Below are 25,026 nucleotides of genomic sequence, written 5' to 3' on the forward strand. Positions count from 1 at the left end.
GCGGCCACCGTCGGTCAGTCCGCTCAACAGCCGATACAGACCGCGCCGTCGCGTCGTTGCGCCGTATCGTCGACGACGACCGACGCGAGCCGCAGATCGGGCCGGAACACCGTGATGCCCTTGAGCCGGTCGCGCCATGCCGCGAAGAACAGCGCGTCGACCTGCGCGAGCGAACACTGGCTGTCCATCGTCACGGTCTTCGAGATGCCGGCGTCGACGCAGGGCTGAAGCACCGCAAGCATCGCGACGTGATCGATCGGTGCGATCTCGGCCGCGGTGGCGAAATAGTCCGGCAGCGCGACGCGGTCGCCATGCAGTGCGCGAAACAGCCGGTACGCATGGTTCTGCACCCGGAACGCGCGCACCTGGCCGTCTGCCGTTCGAACCATCCGGCGCTGGGTCCAGCCGACGGCCGGTTCGATGCCGTTCGAACAGTTGTCGCAGAACGCGAGACTCACGCTGCCGGCCGGCGCGAACGACAACAGATGGCTGTTGCGCAGCCCGTGCCGCTGGATCGCGTGATGCACCTTCAGCGGCAGCCGCATGCGGTAGGCGGGGCCGGTCAGGTAAGCGGCCGGATCGTACGCGGGAAACGCGCCGCGCTCGGCGGCCAGCGCGGCCGATGCGGCAAACGCATGCTCGCGCATCGTCAGCGCGATGCTGCGCGCACATGCGCGCGCCTCGACGCTGTCGTAGCGCAGCCGCAGCATCGTCAGCGCATCGCCCAGGCCCGTCACGCCCACACCGATGCGCCGTGTCCGATGCGCTTCACGTGCATGCGCGGCGAGCGGCCACGCGGTGAGGTCGAGCACATCGTCGAGCAGGCGGACCTGGACGTGCACCGCGTCGGCGAGCGCCGCGAAATCGAAGCGCGGCTCGCCGTCGATGCCGAACGGATGGTGCACGAACCGCGACAGGTCGACCGGCCCCAGCACGCAGCTGCCGTAGGGCGGCAGCGGCTGCTCGCCGCACGGGTTCGTCGCGTCGATCCGTTCGTGCTCGCGCAGCGGATTCGCGTCGCGGATCGTGTCGAGGAACAGCAGCCCGGGTTCGGCACTGTCGCGTGTGGCGTTGACGATCGCCTGCCACACCTTGCGGGCGGGAACCGTCGCATGAAGGTAGCGCCCGTCCGGCCGCCGGGGCGACGCGCTGGCGGCTGCATGGCGCGGTGCGTGATGGACGAGCGCCCAGGGCAGGTCGTGCGCGACTGCTTCCACGAACGCGTCCGTGATGCCGACGGACAGGTTGAAGGTCGGCCAGCGCGCCCGCCCGTGCTTGGCCGTGACGAACGCGAGCAGGTCCGGATGATCGCAGCGCAGCACGCCCATCTGCGCGCCGCGGCGCGGGCCGGTGAACGGCAACGCGCGGCACATCGCATCGAATCGGTCGATCGCCGCGCATACGCCGCGTTCGGGCGACAGGCGCCGTTCGTACGCGCCGGCGGGCGGCACCGGCGAGAAGTCGTAGCCGATTCCGCCGCCCATCAGCAGCGTGAGCCGCGCGTCGTCGAGCGCCTGCGCGAGCGCCGCATCGACGCCCTGCAGCGGCATGTCCTCCGGAACTGCGAGCGGATGGACGAAGCAGTTGACCATCGTGCCGCCCGTCGTCGCGCCGGCATTCGCCATGATGCGGCCGGCGCCGATCGCGCCGCGCTGCAGGTTCTGGAAGAACGTGCGCTCGGCCTGGGCGCGCAGAGCGGGCGGCTCGGCGAGCGACAGTGCACGGGCGACACGCTGGAAGACGGCCGCGCGCGACGTTTCGCCGGGCTGCGCATAGCGTTCGGCAAACACGGTGGTGCAAAGCGGCTGCTCGTCCATGGCGGGGCTCGGCGACGACGGATGACCTAATGTAAGGGCCTACCCGCCCGCGTCGTTGATCGAGCGCAATCCGGTGCTGTTGCGGCATCGCTTGATGGTCGTCAATGCCGCGCGAAGGCGCGCACGTAAGGTGGTGCCAGGACTGGCCGGCGCCGGTGGCCGGCGCCAGGCATCAGGCATCAGGCATCAGGCATCAGGCATCAGGCATCAGGCATCAGGCATCAGGCACGCGCCGCGGCCGCATGTGCGCGGCGTGCAAGCCCGCGCATCACGCCCTTTACCGACTACGCGCCATGACCGAGATCGTTACCGTCACGTTGAATCCGGCCGTCGATGTCTCAACGTCGGTCGACCACATCGTCGATACGCACAAGCTGCGCTGCGCGCGGCCACGGCGGGACCCCGGCGGCGGCGGGATCAACGTCGCGCGGACCGTTCACCGGCTCGGCGGCGACTGCGTCGCGCTGTACCTGGCGGGCGGCCCGACCGGCGACGTGCTGACGTTGCTGCTCGAAGCCGAACGGGTGCCGGCCGTACGCGTGCGGATTGCCGGCGAGACGCGCGAGAACGTCTGCGTGACCGAAACGGCGACGGGGCGCGAGTACCGTTTCCTGATGCCGGGGCCGTTGGTCACGGCGGCCGAGTGGCGCGCATGCGCGGCGCGCATCGCGGCCCTGCGGCCTGCGCCGCGCTATCTGGTGCTGAGCGGCAGCCTGCCGCCGGGCGCGCCCGACGACCTGTATGCGACGCTCGCGCGGACGGCCGCCGCCAACGGCACCCGCGTGGTCGTCGATGCGGCGGGCCCGGCGCTGCGCGCGGCCCTCGACGCCGGGGTGCATTTCGTGAAGCCCAGCCTCGACGAACTGAGCGCGCTGGCCGGCGAACCGCTCGACGAAGCGTCGGCATGCGGCAAGGCGGCCGAACTCGTCGCGCAAGGGCGGGCGGACATCGTTGCATTGACACTCGGCGCGCGCGGCGCGTGGGTCGTCACGCGCGAGCGCGCGCTGCGCCTGCCGGGCAGGCCCGCGACGGTGTGCAGCACGGTGGGTGCCGGCGACAGCTTCGTCGGTGGGATGGTCTGGGCGCTCGCACGCGGCGCGCCGTTCGACGATGCATGCCGCTATGCGCTGGCGGCATCGGCGGCTTCGGTCGAGCATCCCGGCACCGCGCTGTGCACGCGCGCCGACGTCGAGCGGATTCATGCGGAACTGGTTGCGCAGGCCAGCGGCGCGGCCATTGCGCGTGGTGCGGCATGAGCGTCCGCGTGATCGTCTGCCTGCTGCTGCTGTCGTGCTGGCCGCGGGTATCGTTCGCCGACACGGTGACGGGCGAGCCGGTGCCGCAGCGCGTGCTGATCCTCGTCTATCATCGGTTTGCCGCGCAACGCCTGGATTCGATGACGGTGCGCACCGGGACCTTCCTCGATCAACTGCATGCGATCGACGCGAGCGGCTACCGCATCGTGCCGCTCGCCGACATCGTGCGCTGGCACGCGGGTCAGGCGAACGCGCTGCCGGCGCGGGCGGTCGCGATCACGGTGGACGATGGTCACCGCTCCGTCTACGACATGCTGCGCCCGTTGCTGGCCGCGCATCCGGTACCGGTCACGCTGTTCATCTATCCATCGGCGATCTCGAACGCGAGCTACGCGATGACATGGGATCAGCTGCGCGTGCTCGGGCAATCCGGCGGATACGATATCGAATCGCATACCTACTGGCATCCGAATTTCCGCACCGAGCACGCACGGCGGTCTGAGGAGGACTACCAACGATTCGTGTCGTTCCAGTTGAGCCATTCCCGCGAACGGCTCGAGTCGGAAACCGGTAGGCCGATCCGGCTGCTGGCCTGGCCGTTCGGCGTCCATGATGCAACGACCGATCGGCTGGCCGCCCGCGAAGGCTATGTCGCGGCGTTCACGATCGACGCACGGCCCGTTCGGCCCGCGGATCCCGCCATGGCGCTGCCGCGCTACCTGATGACGGATGCGTGCGATACGCGCTGCATGAACGGATTGCTGCAAACCGCGCGGGAGCGACCGTGATCGAATGCCGGATCTCGGGTTCGCCGCCGTCGTTCGCGGATGCCGTTTCCGTTCGGGTTCACGCCCGGCAGAACGTCGCGGGGCCGCACAATGGCTGTGAACCTGCTGTGCGAGCCGCCGACAAGGGTATCGGGATCGGCACGCGGGTACGAGAAGGAGCCACCATGCCGTGGGATGACGAACGCTATCCGCCGTCGATGCGGAACCTGCCGCCGCCGGTGCGCGGCAAGGCGATCGAGATCGCCAACGCGTTGCTGCGACGAGGGCGTGCCGAGGGCAGCGCGATCCGTATCGCGATCGCGCAGGCGAAGCGCTGGGGGCGGGTGCATGCGGCATCCGCCGACGCTGTCGAGCGACGTCGCTAGGCCCCGCACTGAACCGGGCAGGTGCCGGCGTCCGGCGTGCGTTCGAAGGCTGCCGCATGCAGCCGCGCGGCCAGCACGCAGGCAAGCAGCATGACGCCCACCGCGATGCCGTGAACCGGGTTGCGCAGGCACGACGCAACCTGGTCGCTCCTTGCAACGCCGAACAGGCACCACAGGCAGAAGTGCTCGCAGTTGTTGGTGAGCAGCCGGTAGCGGCATTCGCCAAGGCGCGAGGCCGCGCGCCGTGCCGCTTCCGTGCCGTCGTACAGGGGCCGCGTGTGCCGGACGATCGCGAGTTCGAAACCGGCGCAGAAGCCGTCGACGGAGACGATTTCAACCGGGCCGCCGCTCAGGCTGTGCGCCAGGCCCGCGTAATGGATCACGTTGCCGTCGCCGATATAGATCCCGTGATGCACGTAACCGTGGCGCCGTGTCACGAGGTGGGCGCCGACAGGAAGGTCGCGATCCGGCATGGCGTCGTCGGCTTGTGCTGCGGTCGGGTGAGTCATGGCCAGCTCCTGGATCTCGCGGCGGCTGGCTGGAAAACCGGCTTGCCGGCCGCGGAACACGTTGCGTCCTGTCACGTCTCCAGTATTGGCGGCGGACCGGGGCCCGACAATCAGCGCGGTCTGAGCTTGCTGTCCGATGTCGGGGCGTCGTGTCGGAAATTTCCGACGCGCCGTGCAATATCGGCTGACAGCCGGAACGGACAACGGCGCCGGCCAGCCGCCGCTTCAGGCCTTGTGGGGCCGCCGTACCGACCGACGGTCTCGCACCGTTGCGCCGCGCCGCTGGCCTGTCTGGTGTGCTTGACCTGCATCAACGGGAAATCGGCGTTCCGCGCGACGCTGGCTTCGTCAACGATGCGCATGCGTCACGTCGCGGCACGCCGGCCGTGACGCGCCCGAACGAACGAGCCGCATCGCCACCCGCGTGCCTGTACCGGGAGAATGAAATGCGGACTGGAATCGCCGGGTCGCTGCTGCTGTCGGCCTGTTTGCTGGCCGCTGCGTCGAACGCGCCGGCTCAAGCGCTGCCCGAGCCCGTTGAGCAGAACGGCACCGTGTACATCACGGGCGGCATCGGGGCGGAGGAGGTCGCTGCGTTTCGTGCCGCCGCGCCGCGTTACAACCTGCGGATCATGTTCGCGACGAAGGGCGGGCATTACCTGTCGGATGTCGATGTGACGTTGACGTCCGGCAAGTCGACGGTTCTCGACGCACACACGGCCGGCCCGTTCCTGTTCGCACGCGTGCCGCCGGGGCGTTACACGGTGTCGGCGCGCGACCGGGGCGTCCAGGAAGTCCGGCACGTCGTCGTGCCGGCGCGCGGCGGTATCGATGTGCGGTTCCACTGGCAGAACCCGGAGCGCCGCGGCGTGATCCGGCTTTGCAGCGGTTGTCAGGGAACCGGTACGCGTGCACGGCCCTAGACGCACGCTTCGATCGATGCGGAGCGCGCGGTAGCGCGTGGCGTACCGTTGATCTGCCTCACGTGGCGTTGCGCCGGAGTCGCAACAATGTCCACGGGAATTCGCGTCGCGAGGTGTGCATTGGAGATTCGGGCAAACGTCGGTGGGGCGCGCGCCGGGCGGCAGCCGCATGAGTCGTGGCGATGCGGGTGGCGATCTGGGGCGCGGGTCGGCCGCGGGCTCGCGGGCATGCTGCTGGCACTTGCGTGTGTTGTCGGCCGGGCCGGCACTGTCGCAGTGACGGTCGTCGATGCCGGCAGCGGCCGGCCGGTGGCGGGCGCGCTCGGGTATGCGTCGGGCAGCAGCCTGATCGCGTCGGCCGCCGGCACGTTTGCCGCGCCGTCGGGCGACGCGACGCTCAGCGTGACCGCCCCCGGCTATGGACGCGCGGAGGTCGCGCTCGCCGCCGGCGAGTCGGCGCGCACGGTGCGGCTCGTCCCGTTTCGTCCCAAGGCCGTCTACCTGTCGGCTTACGGTGTCGCGGACCGCACGCTGCGCGACGCGGCGCTCGCGCTGCCGGGTCGCACGGCGGTCAACGCGTTCGTGATCGACGTGAAGGGCGATCGTGGCATGACGCCGTATCGCAGCGCCGCGCGCGAAGCGATCGGCGCAGGCGGCGAGCCGGGGCCGCGCGTCGCGGACCTGCCGGCGCTGATCCGCGCATTCCATGCGCGCGGGCTGTACCTGATCGCGCGCCTCGTCGTATTCAAGGACGATCCGCTTGCGGCCGCGCATCCCGACTGGGCGGTGCGCGACGCGGCCGGCGGAATCTGGCGCGATCGCGAACACCTGCGCTGGATCGACCCGACCGTGCGCGCCGCGTGGGAACACAACTTCGACGTGGCAGAGGAGGCCGCGCGGATGGGTTTCGACGAGATCCAGTTCGACTACCTGCGCTTTCCCGACGCGAGCGGCCTGCGGTTCGGCGAGCCCAACACCGAGGCGAACCGCGTGGCCGCGATCACCGGATTCCTGGAAGGCGCGCGTGCACGGCTGCGGCCCTACAACCTCTACCTGTCGGCCGACATCTTCGGCTACGTGTGCTGGAATGCCGACGACACGCAGATCGGGCAGCGGCTCGGCGCACTGGGCGGGCTGGTCGACTACATTTCGCCGATGCTGTATCCGTCGGGTTTCACGTGGGGCCTCCCGGGCTGCCGCAAGCCGACCGATCACCCGGGCGAGATCGTCGGGCGCTCGCTCGCCGAGGCGATGCGCCGCACCGGGCTCGACCGCGTGCGCTTCCGGCCCTGGCTGCAGGCGTTTCGCGACTATGCGTTCGACCGGCGCGCATTCGACGCGGCGGAAATCCGTGCTCAGGTGGACGCCGCCGACGCGGCCGGCACGGACGGATGGATGCTGTGGAATCCGCGCAATCGCTACGATCCCGCTGCGCTGCCGCGCTGACCGGCGAAGCGGGATACGCCACGTGTCGAAATGGCAAAATCTGCCAATTTATGCAGTTCCGTGGCTTTTCATTCGAATGTCATCTCGCGTCGAGATAGTGCGGGATCGTGCGCCAGTCCCGGGAACGAACGACGCGAGCCGGCCCGTTCGCCTCGCCGCCGGGAAACCGTCCATGGGACGCGGCAAACAGCAACCGTTACGCCCGCCCTGAAGGCGGCGCGTGTCATCTCGACAGAAGGAACGTGCAATCGTGAACGCCATCGCAGCGGCAGACGCTTATGACGTGATCATCGTCGGCGCCGGCATCGTCGGCCTCGCCCATGCCTATACGGCGGCCCGCAAGGGGCTGCGTGTCTGCGTGATCGAACGCGATGCCGCATGCGTGGGCGCGTCGATCCGCAATTTCGGCTTCATCACCGTCACCGGGCAGCACGCCGGACACAGCTGGCGGCGTGCGCGGGCGAGCCGCGAGGTCTGGGCGGACGTCGCGCCGCAAGCCGGCATCGACGTGCTTCACAAGGGCCTCCACCTGATTGCACGCCGCCCCGAGGCGATGCGCCTGATCGATGCGTTCATGCAGACCGGCATGGCCGACGGTTGCCGGGTCATGACGCCCGGTGAAGCGGCGGCAGTGGCGCCGGAGTTGCGGCTCGACGGTGCGCAGGGCGTGCTGCACAGCCCGCATGAACTGCGCATCGAGCCGCGTACGGCGATCCCGTTGCTGGCGTCCTGGCTGGCGGAACGTTTCGACGTGGCGTTTCGCTACGGCGAGATGGTGCACGAGGTGCGCACGCCGACCGTGCGTACGTCGCGCGGCGTGTTGCACGCGGAGCGCGTGATCGTCTGCGGCAATGCGGACAGCCGTCACTTGGTCGGCGACTGGTTCGCGCGGCACGCGGTGCGGCTGTGCCAGTTACAGATGCTGCGCGTGCGGCCGCGTCGCTCGCTGGCGCTGCGCGCCGCGGTGATGAGCGACCTGAGCCTGCTGCGTTACGCGGGTTTCGCGGCGCTGCCCGCCGCCGACGCATTGCGCACGCGCCTGAAAGCGGAGGAACCCGTGTGCCTCGGTTACGGCATCCACCTGATCGCGGTGCAGAGCGCCGACGGCAGCCTCGTGGTGGGCGATTCGCATGAATATGGCGCCGCACCGCTGCCGTTCGCGACGCAGGAGATCGATGCGCAGATCCTGCGCCTGCTGCACGAGACGCTCGATGCGCCGGAACTGGACATCGTCGAACGCTGGACCGGCAGCTATCCGTCGGCAGCCGATGCCGATTGCGTGATCGAGGCGCCGGATGACGGCACGCGCGTCGTCGTCGTGACGAGCGGCGCCGGGATGAGCACGGGCTTCGGGATCGCACAGGACGTGTTTGCCGCGTGGTGAGGACGGGGCCTGCGCGTCGCGCAGTCGCCAGTTCGCGGGAGGCGTGCGAGCGATGCGCCTGCCGGCATGACGGCACGATTCGCCGGCTGTTTTAGTGTGTTTAGCGAAACATTCGAATCACGAATTTGTCTAGTCATCCTGATCGAAAGATCAGATGAAATGCACCATGTTCGTGCCGGGAATCACCACCGCGAGGCACGTCAGAGCCCCGGAATTAGGGGATTTCCCGCGTTTTCCCGGTTTTTTTTGATCAACGCTTGTCGCTCGTTTTTTCTTCTTGCATGCTTGTATAGACAAATTCCTGAGGCCGCTTGCATGACCGAAGGGATGACGATCTTCAACACAAGGAGAAATCTCGTGAACGGCAAGCGCATCAAGTGGGCAGTCAGGACGATCGGCATCATCGCAGCGGCAGCGGCCACGCTTTCCGCACCGGTGCAGGCGAAGGAATGGAAGACGGTGACGGTGGCGCTCGAGGGCGGCTACGCGCCGTGGAACCTCACGCTGCCGGGCGGCAAGCTCGGCGGCTTCGAGCCCGAACTGCTCGCCAACGTGTGCGAGCGGATCAAGGTGCAGTGCAACATGGTCGCGCAGGACTGGGACGGGATGATCCCGGGGCTGCAGGCCGGCAAGTTCGATGTCCTGATGGATGCGATCTCGATCACGCCGGAGCGCGAGAAGATCCTGCTGTTCTCGCGTCCTTATGCCGCGACGCCCGCGACGTTCGCCGTCACCGATACGAAGATCTTGCCGAAGGCGGCGCCGGGCGCGCCGATCGTCAAGCTGTCGGGCGACGCGAATGCCGACAAATCGACCGTCGACGCGCTGCGCAAGCAGCTGAAGGGCAAGACGATCGGCATCCAGTCGGGCACCGTCTACACGAAGTTCATCAACGACAGCTTCAAGGACATCGCGTCGATCCGCGTGTACAAGACCTCGCCCGAGCGCGATCTCGACCTCGTCGCCGGCCGCATCGACGCGTCGTTCGACGATGTCACGTACTACGCGGCGAACAACACGAAGAAGGACACCGCATCGATCGTGCTCGCGGGGCCGAAGCTCGGCGGCCCGATCTGGGGGCCGGGCGAAGGGCTTGCGTTCCGCAAGCAGGATGCCGACCTGAAGACGAAGTTCGATACGGCGATCGGCGCCGCGCTCGCGGACGGTACCGTGAAGAAGCTCGCCGACAAGTGGTTCAAGACCGACGTCACCCCGTAAGCGCACGTCCGGCCGCCGCCGCGCAAGCGGCATGAGCTGAGCGCGGCGGCGCGCATCCTGCCGTTCCTATCAACGCTTGCCGGGAGGCACGCATGGCGATCCTTGAAATGCTGGGCTTCGGAACCGAAGGCTGGGGCGGTGTGCTGCTGCTCGCCGCGCTGATGACGGTCGCGCTGACGCTTGCCGCGCTCGCGGTCGGCGCCGTGATCGGCGCGGGCATCGCGGCCGCGAAGCTGTCGCGCTATCGCAGCGCCCGCCTGCTCGGCGACCTGTACACGACGGTGTTTCGCGGCGTGCCCGAACTGCTCGTCATCTACCTGTTCTATTTCGGCGGCTCGACGCTCGTCACGGCCGTGGGCCAGTGGTTCGGTGCGGAAGGCTTCATCGGCGTGCCGCCGTTCGTGATCGGCGCGCTCGCGGTGGGGATGATTTCCGGTGCGTACCAGGCCGAGGTGTATCGCGCGGCCGTGCTCGCGGTATCGAAGGGCGAGCTCGAAGCGGCGCGCTCGATCGGCATGCCGCGCAGCATGGTGCTGCGGCGCATCCTGATTCCGCAGGTCCTGCGCTTCGCGTTGCCCGGCATCGGCAACGTGTGGCAGCTGAGCCTGAAGGATTCGGCGCTGATCTCGGTCACCGGGCTCGCCGAGCTGCTGCGCACGAGCCAGATCGCGGCGAATTCGACCCATCAGTATTTCGTGTTCTTCGTCGCGGGCGGTGCGCTCTACCTGGTCATGACGGGGCTGTCGAACCGCGTGTTCAACCGCGCTGAAGCGATCGTCGGCCGGTCGTTCCGCCGCAACTTCGCACGCAACTGACGGAGCGCCCATGTCACTCGATTTCGACTTCCTGTTCGACACGCTGCGCCAGCTGCTCGCGGCGGTACCGACCACGCTCGGCCTGTTCTTCGCGTCGCTCGTGCTCGGCGGCCTGCTGTCGCTCGTGATCGTCACGATGCGCGTGTCGCCGCGCTGGCTGCCGAACCGCTTCGCGCGTGCCTACATCCTGGTGTTTCGCGGCTCGCCGCTGCTGATCCAGATGTTTCTCGTGTACTACGGGCTCGGCCAGTTCGGCGTGATCCGCGAGAGCTTCATGTGGCCGCTGCTGCGCGAGCCGTACGTGTGCGCGGTGCTGTCGCTCGCGCTGTGTACGGCCGGCTACACGGCCGAGATCCTGCGCGGCGGGCTGATGGCCGTGCCGGTCGGGCAGATCGAGGCCGGCTATTCGATCGGCCTGTCGGGCTTCGCGCTGCTGCGCCGCGTGATCGGCCCGATCGCGCTGCGCCAGTGCCTGCCCGCGTATTCGACCGAAGCCGTGCTGCTGGTCAAGTCGACCGCGCTCGCCAGCCTCGTGACCGTGTGGGAGGTGACGGGCGTCGCGCAGCAGATCATCCAGCAAACCTACCGGACGACCGAGGTGTTCGTGTGTGCGGCCCTCATCTACCTGGGCCTGAACTTCATCATCGTCCGCCTGCTCGGCGCGCTCGAATGGCGGCTGTCGGGCCACCTGCGCGCGCCGAAGCCGTCCGGCGCACCCGCGGCCGACGCACGCAATGCGCGACGTGTCGCATCCTGACCGCGTCCTTCCTTCCAGGAGAAATCGATGAATACCGCTGCTCCCGTCGCCCTGTCGGTCAGGAACATCCACAAGTCGTTCGGCGATCACCACGTGCTGAAGGGCATTTCGCTCGACGCGCACGAAGGCGACGTCATCTCGATCCTCGGTGCGAGCGGCTCGGGCAAGAGCACCTTCCTGCGCTGCCTGAACCTGCTCGAAACGCCCGACGACGGCTCGGTCGCGCTCGCCGGCGAGGAACTGAAGATGAAGCGCGCGCGCGACGGCAAGCTGCATCCGGGCGACCGGCGCCAGGTCGACCGCATCCGCTCGCAGCTCGGGATGGTGTTCCAGAACTTCAACCTGTGGTCGCACATGACCGTGCTCGACAATCTCGTCGAAGGGCCGCTGCGCGTGCAGAAGCGCAGTCGCGCGGAAGCGGTCGAGGAAGCCGAGGCGCTGCTCGCGCGCGTCGGCCTCGCGGACAAGCGCGGCTACTATCCGGCCCATCTGTCGGGCGGCCAGCAGCAGCGGGTCGCGATCGCGCGGGCGCTCGCGATGCATCCGAAGGTGATGCTGTTCGACGAGCCGACGTCGGCGCTCGATCCGGAGCTGGTCGGCGAGGTGCTGCGCGTGATGCGCTCGCTCGCGGAGGAAGGGCGCACGATGCTGGTCGTCACGCACGAGATGGGTTTCGCGCGGCACGTGTCGAATCGCGTGATGTTCCTGCATCAGGGCGAGGTCGATGCGGACGGGACGCCTGGCGAACTGTTCGGCGGCCAGTGCTCCGAACGCTTCCGCCAGTTCGTGTCGAGCCATCATGACCGTGCCGCGAACTGAGGCCGCCATGACCGTATTTCGTTCGGCCCGGCCGCTCGACTGGCGGCAGATCGCGGCGGTGGCGGCCGGCGCGCCGCTCGCGTTGACCGACGACGCGCGCGGGCGTGTCGTCGCGGCGCGCGAACTCGTCGACGCAATCGTCGCGCGCGGCATTCGCGCATATGGCGTCAACACGGGCGTCGGTGCGCTATGCGACGTGATCGTGTCGCCCGCGCAGCAGGGCACGCTGTCGCGCAACATCCTGATGAGCCACGCGGTCGGCGTCGGCGCGCCGCTCGGGGCGGCGGAAACGCGCGCGATCATCGCGGCCGCGATCAACAATTACGCGCACGGGCATTCCGGCGTGCGGGCCGACATCGTCGACCAGCTGGTCGCCCTGCTCGAGCACGATTGCCTGCCGGAAGTGCCGGCGCACGGGTCGGTCGGCTACCTGACCCACATGGCGCACGTCGCGCTCGTCTGTATCGGCCACGGCCACGCGCGTCATCGCGGCGAACGCGTGCGCGGCGACGAAGCGTTGCGCCGCATCGGCCGCGAGCCGCTGGCGCTCGGCGCGAAGGAGGGGCTGAGCCTCGTCAACGGCACGCCGTGCGTGACGGGGCTCGCCGCGCTCGCGCTCGCGCGCGCCGAGCGGTTGCTCGACTGGGCCGACTGGATCGCGGCGACGAGCTTCGAGAATCTCGGCGGCCAGCTCGCCGCGTTCGATCCGGCGTCGCTGGCGCTGCGCATTTCGCCCGGCATCGGGCACGTCGGCGCGCGTTTGCGTGCGATGCTCGCCGACAGCGCGATGCTCGCCGCGGCGAACGGGCGACATACGCAGGACCCGCTCAGCCTGCGCACGATTCCGCACGTGCACGGCGCGGCGCGCGACGTGCTGGCGGTCACGGCGGAAGTCGTCGACCGCGAGCTCGCGTCCGTGACCGACAATCCGATCGTCGCGGGCACCCGGGACGCGCCGGCCGTCCATTCGCAGGCGCATGCGGTCGGCGCGGGCATCGCGCTCGCGATGGACAGCCTTGCGGCCGCGATGGCGCAGGTCGCGGCGATTGCCGAGCGACGGCTCGACCGGCTCGTCAATCCGCTCGTGAGCGGGCTGCCGGCATTTCTCGCGGCGCCGGGCGGCACGTGTTCCGGGTTCATGATCGCGCAGTACACCGCGGTCGCGCTGGTGGCGCAGAACCAGCGGCTCGCCGCGCCCGCGAGCCTCGACGGCGGCATCACGTCGGGCCTGCAGGAAGACCACCTGTGCCATGCGACGCCGGCCGCGCTGAAGGCGCTCGACATCATCGAGAACACCACGCGCGTGCTCGCGATCGAGTTGCTGGCCGCCGCGCAGGCGTACGATTTGCAGGAAAACGAAGCGTCGCGGGCGGCGCCGACCGACGCGCTGTGGCGTTACGTGCGCGACCGCGTGCCGGCATATCACGACGACCGGCCGCTCGCGGACGACATCGCGAGCGCGGCCGCCATCGTCGCGGGCGTACCGCCGTCGCTGGCGTGACGCAGCGGCGGGGCGACGGTCGGCAGGTCATCCCATCTTCATTCGATCGAGGGCGCATGAACGAAGCGGAACGATATACGGCGGCCCGGCCGGGGGCCGTACCGGGCGACGACGTGCCGGCACGCGCGCTGCCGGCCTACCAGCAGATCAAGCGCTACGTGGTCGAGCGGATCGCGAACGGGGACTGGAAGCCCGGTGGCGCGATTCCGACCGAAGCCGAACTGGTCAAGGAGTTCGGCGTGGCGCGGATGACGGTATCGCGTGCGCTGCGCGAGCTGACCGCCGAGCGCGTGCTGACCCGCATCCAGGGGGCGGGCACCTTCGTCGAGCGCCGTCATTACGAATCGACGGTGCTCGAGATCCGCAACATCGCGGACGAGATCGCCGAGCGCGGCCACCGGCACAGTGCACGCGTGCTGATGATCGAAAGCAGCGATGATCCCGAAGCGATCGAGGCGCTCGGACTTCGCACGGGGCCGGTGTTTCATTCGCGCATCGTGCATTGCGAGGAGGGCGAGCCGATCCAGTTCGAGGATCGCTACGTCAATCCGGCGCTGTTTCCCGACTATCTCGAGCAGGATTTCACGGTCGAGACCCCGAACCACTACATGGTGCGGCTCGCGCCGATCCAGCGCGCGGAATTCCGCATCTACGCGCAGAAGCCCGATGCGCAGGTGCGCCGGCACCTCGTAATGGAAATCGGCGAACCGTGTCTGCTGCTGCGGCGGCGCACGTGGGTCGGCGGGCAGGTCGCGACGTCGGTGCAGCTGTGGCATCCGGCGTCACGGTTTCATCTGGCAGGGCGGGTGTAGGCAGGGTCGTGCGCTGCGGCGTTCGCTGTCGCTGTCACGGTCGCGAAGGCGAGCGTCGGGTCAGGCTGCCGGCTTGCCGTTGCGCAAGCCACGTGCGGCGGGCGCTCAGGCCGCTTGCGCGGGCCGGTTGACCGGGTACGCGAGCGCGGGATGTTCGCGCAGCGTCGCGCTTTCGTCATCGCGCCGGTAGACGCGACGTGTTGCGCGAACCGATCGACCGCGTTCAGGAAACCGGCCGCCGATACGTGCCGGTTGTTTGCCCGAACCCCGCGACCCGCGGCGATACCTGGCCGCGGGCCGCGCTTTGATGCGCCGTCACGCTGTCGTCAAGCGTGACGGCGCGCGCCGCATTCGCCGCAGAACAGGTCGTCGGCGGCCATCGGCTTGTGGCACTGCGCACAGGCCGTGGCCTCGTCCGCGGCGGCCGATTTCGGATCCGACTCCGGCAGCGAAGCCGTCTCCGCTGCGCTCGCCGTGCTGGCGGCATGCGAGTCGCGTGCTTTGGCAAGGTGATCGGCGGCGCGTTCGCGTGCCTGTTCGGCGTGGCGTTTCGCGTCCGCGACGTGCTGGCTCAGCTTCTCTTCCGTTGCGGAGAAATCGACGCCGCTGACCGTCTGCAGATAGATGAGGCACGTGCCGTTGACGAACGTCAGGAACGGAATCACGAGACCGATCGCGAACAGCAGGCCGTTGCCGAAGCCGTACGCGCCCAGGTAGGCCATGCTGCGGTAGTCGAATCCGCCTCCCGCCGCCTCCGCGCCAAGGCCGTAGGCGCTGGCGTGCCGGCCGAGGCCGCCCAGGCCGCCGAGCGTGCCCATCAGGCCACCCAGCGGGCTGGTGCCGGTTGCCGCCGAGATCGACGATGCGATCGCGGCGCCGGTGCCGAGAATGCCGAACACGATGGCGGACAGCACGCCGACGAGCAGCAGCAGCCCGAACATCCGGACGATCACGCCGAGCAGCTGGCGGCGGCCGATCTGCAGCAGGCGCGCGGCGGTCTGCAGCGTCGTGTTGCCTTGCCAGATGGCGGGCGCGGCGAGCGGATAGCCGACGTACCCCATGCCGGCGAAGATCGCGCCCGCGGCGATCGCCGCGACCGGATACGCGATCGCGTACAGCAGCGGGCCGACGCCCGGGAGCTTGCAGACCAGGAACACGATCAGCAACGCGAGCAGCAGCAGGATCCAGCCGACCACCAGCAGTACGCCGATGCCGACGAGGCGGTGGACGCTGAACGTGGCCTGCAGCAGCGCGTCGACGAATCCGACCGATTCACCCTGTGCATCGCGCATCAGCACGATGCCGACCGCGGAATAGCCGATCAGCGAGATCGCGAGCGTCGCGATGACGAACAGCAGGCCGAGCACGGGGCTGTGGCCGAGTACCTGGATCGTGAGCATGGCCATCAGCATGCTGGCGACGAGCGCGAACGCGCACATCGCGAGTGCGCGCCAGTTCGTGACGGCCTCGGCGGCACGCAGCAGGCCGAACTTTCCCGACACCGGGGCTTGATCGAGCGTTGACATCGTTGAATCTCCTTGCAGGGGCGGGCCGGTCAGTGTGCGGCGGGGGCGTCGAGCAGCGCGACGACGGTGACGCCGTCGACCTGCGCGAGCTGGATGCTGGATTGCCGGGTCGAGCCCGGCTTGCCGTTCAGGTAGACCTGGCTTTTCAGCGTGTACGTGCCTTGCGGCGCACCCGACGGCAGTTTCAGCGTGAAGCTGTTGTCGAATTCGCCGCTGCCCGGCGTCGCGTTGACGATCTTCTCGCCGCGCTTGAACTGCTCGCCCGACGGCGCGTAGACGGTCACGACTTCCTTGACTTCCTGGACGGGCTCGTTCGTGCCGGATACCGCGCGAATCTGCGAGGCCAGCTTGATCGGCTCGCCGGTCTTGACCGCGGAGCGCGGCGTGACAACCGTGGTGTAGGCGTCGATCTTCGCGTACGGCGGCAGGTTGTTGCGGTTGTTCGCGCGGTAATCGCGATCGACTTCGGCCGCCGTCTTCGTCTGCCGCGTTGCCACTTCGATCACGGCGCACGCGGCAAGCCCGGCCACCGCGCCGCCGATCGCGCCCTTGGTGCCGCCGATCAGCGCACCGACCAGCGCGCCGCCGGCGCCGAGCGCGGTGCAGCGCAGCACCGATTCGGATGAGATCCCGCCGGTGCCGTTCTGGGTGGCGCAGCCGCTGGCGAGCAAGGTGACCGCGCAGGCCACGGCGAGGGTTTTCTGGATTGTCATGTCGGTTTTCTCCGGCGCTTCATTCAAGTGTGCTGTTGTTGCGCAGTGCATCCATCTGCCGCGCCTTTGCCTTGGCGATCAACGTCTTCGCCGGACGGTTGCCCGGCTCGATCGCCAGGACGCTTTCCGCTGTCGCGATCGCCTTGTCGTACTGGCCGCGCGACAGGTCGCCCTGCGCGCGTTTCAGCAGGCCGTCGACGGCGGGCGCGGCAGGGTTGGCCGCCGTGGACGGGCGGGCCGGCGGTGTCGGGTGCGGCTTGTTGCGCGGTGCCTCTGCAACGGTGGCGGGGGCGGTTGGGGTGGGCGTGTCGTCCTGCAGTTTCGCGAAGGGCGACGGCGGCTGCGCGTTCGCGGCTGCGGGCGGCGCGTTCGACGCCGGCGGCGTCGCGGGCACCGGAGCCGTCGTGACATTCGTGACGACGGCCGGGCCCGACGCGGGCGAGGTCATGGCTGCGGCGGCCGTATCGGTCGGCGCGGACGCCGGTGCGTCGGGCGGTGTCGTCACAACAGCCGCGCCGGTGGTGGCGGAACCGGGTCCCGCGATGTCCGATGCGGCGTTGGCCGTGAACGCAGGAACCGTGGATGCGGCGACCGGTTCGGGCGTTGCAGGTGCGCTCGCCTGGCGGCCGTGCCACCAGAACGCGCCACCCGCGCAGGCGATGGCGACCGCGACGCCGGCTGCGACGATCTTGAGTCTTGCCGACGTAGCGTCGTTCGTCGTCGGGGTCTGCGGTATCGGCGGGGGCACCACACCGGAATGCGGACGCATGGATTCGGCCGACGCCGACGTTACATCGGCAACCGGTACGTCGTGAGGCTTGGCCGCCGCATCGACCCCGTCTGTTTCGCCGTCGGCGAGTGCCGCCGCGGTATGCGCCGATACGCCCGCAGGCGCGGATTGCGCATCCGTGACGACAGGCGAGGCTTGCGACGAAGCGACCGTATCGCCCCGCTGGTCTGCCGCTGCGATGGGCGTGGCAGTGGTCGCGGCGTCGTGCGATGGCAGCGGTGCGTTCGCACGACCCGATACCGGATCGGCGGTATTCGCGACGCGCGAGAGGTCGTTCCCTGCAGTGTTCGCCGCCATCGATTCGCCGCTGATGTCCGCTTGCGTATCTTGCGCGTCGACGGTGCCGGATGCAGATTCGCGAGCGGATTCCACGGCCACGTGTGCGGATTGCAGTGCGGGCTCGGCCGGCGGCGCGGGCACCTCCACCTCCATCTCGATCGCACCGGCGTCATTGACCGATGCGACGGGTGTCCCGCACTTGTTGCAGAAACGCTGGTTCGGCATCAGCGCGGCGTGGCAGTTCCGGCACGGTGCGCTGGCCGCTTCGGTCCGGATGGCCGCAACCGGGGTTCCGCATTGCTTGCAGAACTTGAGACCGCCGGGCAGATCGGTTCCGCAGTGGGTACACGCAGTCATAATTCAGTAATCCTCTTCTTTTGAACGATCGACGTGACGGCGCCGCGCGGGTATGCGCACGTGTGTCCGAATCGCGGGATGGCGGCGTACCGGCCGCGTGCTACGAAGGCGAGCGACGCGGCGCGGGCCGTTCAGCGCGGGATATCAGTCGGAATGGGGTCGGCCGCGCGGGAAGTGCCGGCGTAGAGAAGAAGAGATCCGGCCGACGTGAACTGGCACGGACGGCCCAACGGATCCGGATGCCCCGGTATTGAATGGCGAGTTCAAGCTTTCCCCGTATCAGTCGCCGGATCGAATCCGGCTGACTGTTTTCATTATTTCGATTGATAATACAAATGGTCTTCTGCAGCGGATATTACACTGAAATTACGAGGTTTTGCCATCCGGAAGGCGCGTGACGGAGCGTGTATTCGCGTGCAAAGCCGACCGGATGCGCCGCGCGCACCGTCAGCAGCCTGGTGGTGCATTCATCGCGGTGACTAGACGGTTACTCTGCCTGCCGTGGCGCACGCAGTGTCGAGATTCACGCTACTTGGAATTTCCCTCGCTCAACGTTGACCTGTGAAGTTACTTCAAGGTTGTGGTCGAAGCCGGTCCGCCAGCTTTAGGGTTGCTCTGTGGCTCGGTTCGGCCAGGAGCGGTCAGTCGACACTTGGGTTGAAGTTGCCGACAATTGGCACGTCCGACTTAAAGAGAAATCATATGCTGGCTGATCGCGACCTCCACTCCAACTGGAGCAGGATCTCGGAGTATCTTCGCGAGGCGCGAGCCCACCTGTCGGAAGCTGCCGAGGGCGTTTGCGCGGATGAGATCGCCGAATTTGAGGAGTTCTTGAAGCACAACGAGTTGGAACTGGCGTTGGACGCAATCGACGCCACTTTCAGGAAGGGGGACGACGCGAACTGGCGCGTGCTGGAGTACATGGCCATGGCAGCGCTGAGCATGGAACTGGTAGATCGCCAAGTGATGTACGACCAATGGCTATCACAAGCGCGAGGCTGGAAGTACAAGACAGTTCTACCACGATAGATTGCAAGACGAATGACATCATGATGTCACGGTGAATTGCAAGCGAATGGGATACCGCAATGGCGGAATTGGATATCGCGGAAGTCTTTTATCCAAGCGGTTCGCTTAGATATCGCTATTGCAGATACTTGGCTGCCGATAAGCAACGATGGATTCGGCACGGCCTCTTTGTTGAATACAGAGAGGACGGCACTGTCGCGTCCGAAGGAACGTACGAACACGGCGTCGAACACGGGGTTTGGAAGGATTTTCACCCAAACGGACAGCTAGCTGCGCTTGGGGACTACGATCACGGAACCGAATCAGGGGACTAGACGTATTGGGACGCTGAAGGGCGACGAGAGGTGTGAGTGACGTCGATCTCGAAATTGGCGGCGTAGGTTTCTGCGCTGGGCCTTGGCAAATAGGACGCACGTACTGCTACATCATTGGGGTGATGAGTGTCGGTGCTGCAGTGGGGTGGGTGCCCATGTGTATAAGGCTGGACTAGACCAAACAGACAGCGCCAGAGCGCCTGACTCAGTTCGGCCACGAAGCATCGCTCGCCGGATGCATCCGGTCGGTCAATGGCCCGCTCAAGTTTCACGCTCAGTTGCCGTAGAGCCGGTGTGATTGCCCTTTGTTCGGTTGCGGGCGGGGCGTCCAACGCATCCGGGGGCGGCTGCAATCAAAACGGCGTCGGCGCCGACAGCCATTCGGCCTTTCGCTTGTAGCGCAGCTTCTTACCGACGTTACAGCTCTTATCCATTACTGAAATTCGCCATGAAACTCATAACTACAAATATCTTGCTTGTTGCAGTTCTTCTTTCGGTATCCAAGCTCGCTTTGGCTCTCGACAGCCATTTGGTTGGTAACTGGCAGGGTCAAAGGGACGAGAGTGGAAAATGTTCCTATATGTCGTGGGCCATGAAAAGATCATCAGACGGAAAGTTCGAAATCGCGTTCTTCAAAAATCCTGAAAAGACTCAGCTTTTAAACGAGGAGCGAGGCCAGTGGGAAACAAAGGGCGACAAGATTTCCGTCTTCACAGAGGGCGTTCCCACCCCCGATGTCTACACCTACACTTTTACAGACGACGATACAGTTCATATTTCGGCTATTGAGCGAGATCCCACGGTCGATTGCATGTCTGACTATGAATTCACGGATCATCGGGTCAAGCCTTAAAGATCACCGTTGCTCTCAGAGCGAGCGCTATGCCTTCGGTACGAGACTTTGAGCTGGTCGTGCGCCGAACGCCCGCTCAGGGTCGTAAAGGGCCTTTTCGCGCGACTCAAGAACAGCCACCCGGTATCGCTCGCAGCTGTCAGCAGACATCGCCGAGGGACTCGCCCGCGAGATAATCCTTCTTATTACCCCGGCACGATTACCTGCTCAAACTCAGGTTTCGCATAACGCGTGACAGGGGCTGCCGGCACTGCAACGGCACCGCGCGTAAGTTGACAATGATCTTCGCAAAGACGTGGCCGGTGACAACTTCAGTTCGTAACGTGCAACCTCATGAATTCACGACGGTTTCGCCCTTCATCGCCGGTGCGAGGCGGCGAAGTGACATTTTTACATCGCAAACGGTGACGACATTAATTTGGTCCACGGATCGGCACGGCGCGCTTGAACGGCCTCGATCCCGAGGGGTATCTCGCCTACGTACTCGACCGCATCTCGAACCATCCTGCCAACCGTATCGACGAGCTGCTGCCGTGGCACGTGGCGCCGTCGCTGCCGTCTACTGCTCGCGTCGAGCCCGTCCGATAGCGTCGCGGATCCCCATCGTCAACAACCTGCACGACGGTGCTGCTCGGGCGCTGACGGATGGATAGCACCTACCTCTGCATCAGCACGGCACGCGCGCGGTCACACCTGGGGTGGACTGAATACACCAGCGTTGAACCTCTTGTTGCTGTGGTTGCGCCTGCGGCGCTGCGTACGACTGCCCAGTCATCGGGTTAAAGGCATCGCTCCCAGAAGAGCGTGCTGGCATCATCGCTCGGGACTCACTCAGTGCTTTGCCGACAGCTATCCTCTGGTTGAGAAGATCTGTTTTCTGGGCCTCGTCCACCTTCTTGGTAATCGAAATGAGTCGCGCGTACTTCGGATCGTGCGCATCCTGCAAGGGCGGCAGCGGCGGCGCAATGGGCATGAACACCAGCGGACCGGTGTATTTTGGTATGCCCTCTTTCGACGGATTGCCCCAATTCGCTGCCTTACCGATCTCCCACACGGCGACATCGATTTCGAGCGCGTGTTCATAGTTCCGGTTCACGTCCGCCAATGAGGGCGTTCCGGAACGAGCGGGAAATGGCCGTAATGAAGGCGGCAGGGTCTGCGGACCGGTGGGATAGACAACCCGGACCCAACCTGTCGTTGCAACGGAGTATTGATACAGGAGGTCTTGATACGCTTCCAGGATCTCTGCATGGCTGTGGGCAGCGGAGTCGCCGCCCATGACTTGATATGCCCTCAGTGCCTTGGTGTAGCGAACGTTGTCATCTCGCGTCGCGTTCACCAACTGCTGCTGTGGGTCAGGCGCCGCAGGCGGCATAACAGCACAGCCAGACAGAGCAATGGCAGCGAGAATGAAGATGGCCGCCGCTCGAACCTTCATTTGCATTGGATTTGACATGGGACGATGCTCTTAGAGGGCAACAGGCGGTGCTATTCTAGACCGGTCTATCTACTTGTGAGAATCGAACTCGAACAAATTTCTTGGTCGCGCCTTAGAGACGGTTTCATAAAGACTGTTCGGCGCGCCGGAGGGTGTTCCAGCAGATCAGGCAGCAACCGAGTTTGAGGAACGCGCCGTGTATATCGGCACGTCGCTCGAAACGAATACGAAGGCGATGGAAGTGATGCAGCCAAGCATGCGCGCGTTCCAAGACCCCGCGATATTTGCCAAGGCCACTGCCATGTGCGGTACGACGCTTGGCGATCACCGGCTCGATACCGCGATTTCGCAACGATTGCCGATGTCGCTCGGAGTCGCAACCACGATCGGCGTAGACCACACGCGGTCTGTGCAGTGGCGTAGAGCAAATTAAATCTGTCACTCCAGAATCCCCGCCAATCTAGGCATCCGGACCCTGAGTTGGCGACTTTATTGACGGTCTTTCCAAAATAATGTCGTCAATTCGCCTACGTCCGCAGTAAATTTGTCGATTCGCGTTGTGAACCAAGCGATCCGGCCGTAACGTCCTGATTTCTAGGCCGATTGTCGATGCACCGCTCTGCCGGTCGAAGCGCTGAGTTCAAGCAGGACTCTCTCTGCCTCAAGCTCTGTCACCTATGCTGGGAAAGCAGTGTTGCGGGACGTTCGGGGTCGATTGCGTCCGGCTGCTCTCGGCAAGGAAGCGACATCCGCGCGCATAGGTAGAATCGTTGCCAATCGGCTCTAGATTCGGTGGCCGTTCCCATTTCGCGAGACATAGCGATGAAGGTAACGATTGCGTACATTGACGAACCCCCTTTTGGATGGACGGAACCCGGGGGTGCTGCTACGGGTGCTGACATTGAATTGGCCGATGCAATTCTTCGGGCGATTGGCGTCACGCAGATCGAGCATCGTCTGACGACGTTCAGTGAATTGCTACCCGGCGTTGAAGCTGGACGCTGGGATATGAACGTCCCGCTCTTCACTACGCCTGAACGCGCCGGGACGGTGGCGTTCAGCGTACCTGTATGGGGGATCGGAGACGGCTTTCTGGTTCGTGCTGGAAACCAGAAGGGCCTCAACAGCTATGCGGCATTTGCCGAACGCTCCGATGCCCGCCTTGGCATCATTGCCGGACAGGTTCAGCACGACTCAGCGAAAGCGGTGGGCGTGAACGAGGACCAGATAGTCATCTTTGCGCAACAGACCGACGCCATTGATGCTGTTCTCTCCGGCGCAATCGACGCATATGCGAGCACTGCCTTGGGAAATCGCATAGTTGCGGATCGGATCGGGCCGTCAGGTAGGGCAAATATCCCCGCGCCGTTGACGGCACGTGGCGTCGCATTGGCTTGATACGCCGCCGAGTGCATCTGCCGGATTCTCCTTGGCATTGCATTCACCGAGCGACTCCCCGGCCTGGCGCAGCCATCTCCCCACGAGTCGCGAAGGCCCGTGCAACTACTGAGTTGCCGCAAAAAATGGTTTATGGTCAAATGACCATGTCAAATGATCTACACATCTGTTTCATCCCCAATTGGACGTCGCTGCGCAAGCGCGGACTGTCCCAGGGCGGACAACGTTTTGCGAAAGCTTTGGGGCGGCGCGGAGATTGGCGCGCATCGGCCACAGGAAGTCAGGCGAAATCCCGGGAGATGAAGCAGGCGTCCGCGTGTTGACGCCTGGGCAGCTTTCGCCTGTCGGCTGAAAGCGCGAGGTTGAAAAACAAGAATTTCTGGAGACGGTGCTAGTGAACGAAATGCACAGCAGGACGAACCAAGCGATTGACCCTTCGGCGCTACGCGCCCAACTGCGAGATGGCGCGCTGCTGGAGACGCGTGCGTGGCTTGCGTCGGGATGGGCGGAGGGCACGGACGGCCGCTCGTTTCCCGTCACGAATCCGGCCACGGGTGACATCCTGGCCCGCGTGGCCAGCCTCGGCGCCGCGGAGGTCGAGCAAGCCATTGCCGCGTCGGCGCTTGCCCAACAAGCCTGGCAGAAGCGGACCAGCCACGAGCGCGCGAAGCTCCTGCGCGCCTGGTACGACCTGATCGTGGCGAATGCCGACGATCTCGCACTGATCATGACGTCGGAGCAGGGCAAGCCGCTGGCGGAAGCCCGCGGCGAAATCATGTATGCGGCTTCTTTCGTGGAGTGGTTCGCCGAAGAAGCGAAGCGAGTCTACGGCGACGTCATTCCGCACCCGCAAGGCGACAAGCGCATCGTCGTCATTCGTCAGCCGATCGGCGTGTGTGCCGCGATCACGCCGTGGAATTTTCCTGCCGCGATGATCACGCGCAAGGTCGCGCCGGCACTGGCCGCAGGCTGCTCCATCATCGTGCGCCCCGCGGACCTGACGCCGCTCACGGCGCTTGCGCTTGCCGTCCTGGCTGAGCGCGCGGGCATTCCGGCCGGTGTCCTTCAAGTGGTGTGCGGCCCGTCGCGCGAGATCGGCGCGGTGCTCACGGCCAGCCCGGTCGTGCGCAAGCTTTCGTTCACCGGCTCGACCGAAGTCGGCCGCGTGCTCATGAGCCAGTCGTCCGCGACGATCAAGCGACTCTCTCTCGAACTCGGCGGCAACGCACCTTTCATCGTGTTCGACGACGCGGATCTCGACGCCGCGGTTGAAGGTGCGATGGCGTCGAAGTACCGGAATAGCGGCCAGACCTGTGTATGCGCCAATCGCTTTCTCGTCCAGGCCGGCATTCATGACCGCTTCGTCGACGCGCTCACCCGGCGAGTCCAGGCGCTCAAGGTAGGAAACGGCGTCGAACCGGGGGTGCAGCAGGGGCCGCTGATCCAGCAGTCCGCCTGCGACCACCTGAATCAGCTGATCGACGATGCCGTGAGCAAGGGCGCACGAATCGTCACGGGCGGGAAAAGCCATCCGCTTGGCGGCACGTTTTTCGAGCCGACCGTCATTGCCGATGCAACGCCGGCCATGCGCGTCGCGCGCGAGGAGCTCTTCGGGCCCGTCGGCCCGGTGTTCCGCTTCGAGGATGAAGCGGAAGCGATCGCGATGGCCAACGACACCGAGTACGGGCTCGCCGCCTATCTCTATACACGCGACCACGGCCGCATCTGGCGTGTGGGCGAGGCACTCGAGTACGGCATGGTCGGCCTGAATACCGGTGTGATTTCCAACGAGGTCGCGCCGTTCGGCGGGGTCAAGCAGTCGGGCCTGGGCCGCGAGGGTTCCCGTTACGGCATCGAGGAATACCTGGAAATCAAGTACCTGTGCACCCAGGTCTAACGGCCAACGTCCGCATCAAGGA

At 66.2% G+C, this 25,026-nt stretch carries 22 protein-coding genes and 3 pseudogenes; 18 read left to right on the forward strand and 7 right to left on the reverse strand.

Annotated features, from left to right (window positions below; translation table 11 throughout):
* Window positions 1-23: 23 nt before the first annotated feature.
* Window positions 24-1,817: an adenosylcobalamin-dependent ribonucleoside-diphosphate reductase gene (locus tag CFB40_RS36860; RefSeq protein WP_089434186.1), complete on the reverse strand. Its 1,794-nt coding sequence runs from the start codon at window positions 1,815-1,817 to the stop codon at window positions 24-26.
* 293 nt (window positions 1,818-2,110) lie between these two features.
* On the opposite strand from CFB40_RS36860, the gene CFB40_RS36865 reads away from it, so the two are divergent.
* Genes CFB40_RS36865 through CFB40_RS39520 form a run of 3 tightly spaced genes read left to right on the forward strand, consistent with a single transcriptional unit; the run spans window position 2,111 to window position 4,226 of the window.
* Window positions 2,111-3,073, forward strand: a complete 963-nt coding sequence (locus CFB40_RS36865; protein WP_089434187.1) for a 1-phosphofructokinase family hexose kinase — start codon at window positions 2,111-2,113, stop codon at window positions 3,071-3,073.
* Complete coding sequence (locus tag CFB40_RS36870; protein WP_089434188.1) at window positions 3,070-3,861, forward strand: polysaccharide deacetylase family protein; 792 nt, start codon at window positions 3,070-3,072, stop codon at window positions 3,859-3,861. The genes CFB40_RS36865 and CFB40_RS36870 overlap by 4 nt, the downstream gene beginning before the upstream one ends.
* Window positions 3,858-4,226: a hypothetical protein gene (locus tag CFB40_RS39520; RefSeq protein ID WP_256976992.1), complete on the forward strand. Its 369-nt coding sequence runs from the start codon at window positions 3,858-3,860 to the stop codon at window positions 4,224-4,226. The genes CFB40_RS36870 and CFB40_RS39520 overlap by 4 nt, the downstream gene beginning before the upstream one ends.
* Here CFB40_RS39520 and CFB40_RS36880 read toward each other — a convergent pair.
* Complete coding sequence (locus CFB40_RS36880; protein ID WP_047852861.1) at window positions 4,223-4,735, reverse strand: lecithin retinol acyltransferase family protein; 513 nt, start codon at window positions 4,733-4,735, stop codon at window positions 4,223-4,225. The genes CFB40_RS39520 and CFB40_RS36880 overlap by 4 nt on opposite strands.
* A 446-nt stretch (window positions 4,736-5,181) precedes the next feature.
* Here CFB40_RS36880 and CFB40_RS36885 point away from each other — a divergent pair, with 446 nt between their 5' ends.
* The 9 genes from CFB40_RS36885 (at window position 5,182) to hutC (ending at window position 14,410) form a co-directional block, all read left to right on the forward strand.
* A complete protein-coding gene (locus tag CFB40_RS36885; protein ID WP_089430095.1) occupies window positions 5,182-5,658 on the forward strand; it encodes a hypothetical protein in 477 nt (158 codons plus the stop codon).
* A 228-nt stretch (window positions 5,659-5,886) separates the two neighbouring features.
* Entirely contained in the window at window positions 5,887-7,104 is a 1,218-nt protein-coding gene (locus CFB40_RS36890) for a putative glycoside hydrolase (RefSeq protein WP_089429418.1), read from the forward strand.
* Window positions 7,105-7,354: 250 nt separating this feature from the next.
* A complete protein-coding gene (locus tag CFB40_RS36895) occupies window positions 7,355-8,488 on the forward strand; it encodes a TIGR03364 family FAD-dependent oxidoreductase (protein WP_256976993.1) in 1,134 nt (377 codons plus the stop codon).
* Between the two features lie 357 nt (window positions 8,489-8,845).
* Window positions 8,846-9,706: a transporter substrate-binding domain-containing protein gene (locus tag CFB40_RS36900; protein WP_039353370.1), complete on the forward strand. Its 861-nt coding sequence runs from the start codon at window positions 8,846-8,848 to the stop codon at window positions 9,704-9,706.
* Window positions 9,707-9,798: 92 nt separating this feature from the next.
* A complete protein-coding gene (locus CFB40_RS36905; RefSeq protein WP_039353368.1) occupies window positions 9,799-10,521 on the forward strand; it encodes an ABC transporter permease in 723 nt (240 codons plus the stop codon).
* 10 nt (window positions 10,522-10,531) lie between these two features.
* Window positions 10,532-11,278: an ABC transporter permease gene (locus CFB40_RS36910; protein WP_089429420.1), complete on the forward strand. Its 747-nt coding sequence runs from the start codon at window positions 10,532-10,534 to the stop codon at window positions 11,276-11,278.
* Between the two features lie 27 nt (window positions 11,279-11,305).
* The gene (locus CFB40_RS36915) at window positions 11,306-12,097 is read left to right on the forward strand and encodes an ABC transporter ATP-binding protein (protein WP_039353363.1); all 792 of its coding nucleotides are present in this window, start codon (window positions 11,306-11,308) and stop codon (window positions 12,095-12,097) included.
* A gap of 7 nt (window positions 12,098-12,104) precedes the next feature.
* Complete coding sequence (locus CFB40_RS36920; protein ID WP_089429421.1) at window positions 12,105-13,598, forward strand: HAL/PAL/TAL family ammonia-lyase; 1,494 nt, start codon at window positions 12,105-12,107, stop codon at window positions 13,596-13,598.
* A gap of 56 nt (window positions 13,599-13,654) precedes the next feature.
* On the forward strand, window positions 13,655-14,410 hold the full coding sequence (hutC, locus tag CFB40_RS36925) for a histidine utilization repressor (RefSeq protein ID WP_089429422.1): 756 nt from the start codon (window positions 13,655-13,657) through the stop codon (window positions 14,408-14,410).
* 326 nt (window positions 14,411-14,736) lie between these two features.
* Here hutC and CFB40_RS36930 read toward each other — a convergent pair whose 3' ends face one another.
* From CFB40_RS36930 to CFB40_RS36940, 3 genes are read right to left on the reverse strand one after another with little or no spacing between them, the layout of a single operon-like run.
* On the reverse strand, window positions 14,737-15,936 hold the full coding sequence (locus CFB40_RS36930; RefSeq protein ID WP_089434190.1) for a hypothetical protein: 1,200 nt from the start codon (window positions 15,934-15,936) through the stop codon (window positions 14,737-14,739).
* Between the two features lie 29 nt (window positions 15,937-15,965).
* Window positions 15,966-16,649 carry a hypothetical protein gene (locus CFB40_RS36935; protein WP_256976994.1) on the reverse strand — a complete coding sequence of 228 codons (684 nt, stop codon included), beginning with the start codon at window positions 16,647-16,649 and terminating at the stop codon, window positions 15,966-15,968.
* A 19-nt stretch (window positions 16,650-16,668) separates the two neighbouring features.
* Window positions 16,669-18,075 (reverse strand): zinc ribbon domain-containing protein, encoded by a 1,407-nt coding sequence (locus CFB40_RS36940; protein ID WP_089434192.1) that lies wholly within the window; start codon window positions 18,073-18,075, stop codon window positions 16,669-16,671.
* A 702-nt stretch (window positions 18,076-18,777) separates the two neighbouring features.
* On the opposite strand from CFB40_RS36940, the gene CFB40_RS36945 reads away from it, so the two are divergent.
* The 4 genes and pseudogenes from CFB40_RS36945 to CFB40_RS36960 form a co-directional block, all read left to right on the forward strand.
* Window positions 18,778-19,104 (forward strand): hypothetical protein, encoded by a 327-nt coding sequence (locus CFB40_RS36945; protein WP_089434193.1) that lies wholly within the window; start codon window positions 18,778-18,780, stop codon window positions 19,102-19,104.
* Between the two features lie 59 nt (window positions 19,105-19,163).
* The gene (locus tag CFB40_RS36950) at window positions 19,164-19,418 is read left to right on the forward strand and encodes a toxin-antitoxin system YwqK family antitoxin (protein ID WP_089434194.1); all 255 of its coding nucleotides are present in this window, start codon (window positions 19,164-19,166) and stop codon (window positions 19,416-19,418) included.
* Window positions 19,419-19,866: 448 nt separating this feature from the next.
* Window positions 19,867-20,271, forward strand: a complete 405-nt coding sequence (locus CFB40_RS36955) for a hypothetical protein (RefSeq protein ID WP_089434195.1) — start codon at window positions 19,867-19,869, stop codon at window positions 20,269-20,271.
* 429 nt (window positions 20,272-20,700) lie between these two features.
* Window positions 20,701-20,859: pseudogene (locus CFB40_RS36960) on the forward strand (transposase domain-containing protein); the annotation flags it as partial.
* Window positions 20,860-20,938: 79 nt separating this feature from the next.
* Here CFB40_RS36960 and CFB40_RS36965 read toward each other — a convergent pair.
* Entirely contained in the window at window positions 20,939-21,727 is a 789-nt protein-coding gene (locus CFB40_RS36965) for a hypothetical protein (protein ID WP_089434196.1), read from the reverse strand.
* Between the two features lie 106 nt (window positions 21,728-21,833).
* A pseudogene (locus CFB40_RS36970) lies at window positions 21,834-22,127 on the reverse strand (transposase); the annotation flags it as partial.
* A 404-nt stretch (window positions 22,128-22,531) separates the two neighbouring features.
* On the opposite strand from CFB40_RS36970, the pseudogene CFB40_RS36975 reads away from it, so the two are divergent.
* Both CFB40_RS36975 and CFB40_RS36980 read left to right on the forward strand, forming a co-directional pair.
* Window positions 22,532-23,047: pseudogene (locus tag CFB40_RS36975) on the forward strand (transporter substrate-binding domain-containing protein); the annotation flags it as partial.
* 463 nt (window positions 23,048-23,510) lie between these two features.
* Complete coding sequence (locus CFB40_RS36980) at window positions 23,511-25,004, forward strand: NAD-dependent succinate-semialdehyde dehydrogenase (RefSeq protein WP_089434284.1); 1,494 nt, start codon at window positions 23,511-23,513, stop codon at window positions 25,002-25,004.
* Window positions 25,005-25,026 lie beyond the last annotated feature (22 nt).

The sequence above is a fragment of the Burkholderia sp. AU31652 genome, assembly GCF_002223155.1.
Lineage (GTDB): Bacteria > Pseudomonadota > Gammaproteobacteria > Burkholderiales > Burkholderiaceae > Burkholderia.